This is a genomic window from endosymbiont of Galathealinum brachiosum (assembly GCA_003349885.1).
Taxonomy (GTDB): domain Bacteria; phylum Pseudomonadota; class Gammaproteobacteria; order SZUA-229; family SZUA-229; genus SZUA-229.
Map to the genome: position 1 here is coordinate 1,263 of QFXC01000009.1, position 1,780 is coordinate 3,042.

Annotated in this window: 1 protein-coding gene; it reads left to right on the plus strand. The window is 39.2% G+C overall.

Going from position 1 to position 1,780, the window contains the following annotated elements; translation table 11 throughout:
* A partial coding sequence (locus DIZ80_08245; protein ID RDH83421.1) for a hypothetical protein occupies positions 1-1,503 on the plus strand: 1,503 nt, incomplete at its 5' end.
* Positions 1,504-1,780 lie beyond the last annotated feature (277 nt).

Here is a 1,780-nt window from a genome sequence, read left to right on the forward strand (position 1 = left end):
CTGAAAAGAGATTCTAGTTATAAAAGACGCATTACCCGTTTTGACAAATTACAGCCTGGCACAGCAGATGACAATCGATGTAGCACTCTGATAGTTGAATATGTAGGAACATTCCCTAGTAAGACTTTACCGCACGGCAATTCAAAGGCAGCTCATGGTGATTATGTTAGAACATCGGTTAAAGTTAAAACTGCTATTCAGGACAGAGTTGTTAACAGTACGCCAAGACAGGTATATACAGATATGGTTTTAAATAGTTCGAGTAATGCTCCACAGAATCTTCGCCAAGTCCAAAATATTAAATACACAGTAGAAAAGAAAAAAAGACAAACGCGAACGGGCACCTCGATAAACCGAAAGAACAATGCAGATGATATACAGACATTACTCTCAATAATGCACGAACACCCCTTCATTCAAGAAATAGTACAAGCTAAGGATAAAGCGCCAACTGTAATATTGTACACAGACGATCAAATGACAGATATGCGTAACGTGTGCGAGTACCAGAATAGTGTACTAGGAGTAGATAGAACGTTTAACCTTGGCCCGTGTTTTGTAACTTTGTTTGTTTATAAAAATGTGAACATAATTCGTAGATCGAGCGGAAATCCACCGATTCAACTTGGCCCATTATATTTGCACTGGGATGGGGATTGTTCTACATATCACCGATTTTTTTCTCATATTAACTATAAAATAAACGAATTCTCAAACCCAATTGCAGTAGGATCGAATCATTTAGTTATAGGATCGGACGAAGAAAAGGCCATGACTAAAGCAATAAAAATGTGTTTTCCAAATTCGACCATGTTACTATGCGTTCGCCATCTGGAAGAAAACATGCGACGGTATTTACATAAAAAAGTAGGTGTCAATGACAAAACGGCGGCTAAAATAATTAACGACATTTTCGGAAAGAAAGGTTTAGTAAATAGTGATGATGCACATTCTTTTAACTTAGCAGCTGTCCATCTGGATGCATGCTACCATAGTCAAACACCCGCATTTTCAAAATATTTCAGTAATAAATTACTGCCACAACTGCGAGAGTATGTACACCTCCCCAAACTTAACAACAAATGGCTACCGTTAAAGTGGACTAATAATAACTGCGAGTCAATTAACCATATCTTAAAATTAACAGCAAACTGGAAATGTGCGAAATTACCGGACCTTATAGACAAATTACACGCTATTGCAAAGCTGCAGATTAGTGACATGCGCCGAGCACTACATGGTCAAGGAAACTATGAATTAGCACACCAATTAACACGTCTTGGGATTTCTCATAGTGCATGGGGTGCGAAATCACAGGCAGAGAAGGATAAATTGTTTACACGATTTTTAACTTACCACGAACAAACAGCGGCTAGAATGGTAACATCTTCAGACGGTAAATTAAAAATTCCTAGGACCCCAACTACAGCGAAAAAGCCCGGCCAGCGAAAGCGATGCCGAAGTCAACGTACCACATCAACGAAGCGTAGGAAAAAAATGTAGGAAAATCACTGCAACCTAACATTATGAAGACAAGCAGGCAGCGCGTAAATCATAAAATTATCTTAAATAAACATAAGCATACAATGTGATCAATTCGACAGTCCCACAAAAAGACTAAGGGTTATAATTATAGAACCGATGCTAGCCGGTGATGACGAGGTAGTCTCGCTCACCCATATTCGTGAAGCGCAAAAAGCTGTCGTTCGAGTCTGGGCGCGGTCTAGGGTAAAAACGTAACTGTACGAAATTAAAGCCCCATCGGCCTCTAAATTATTAC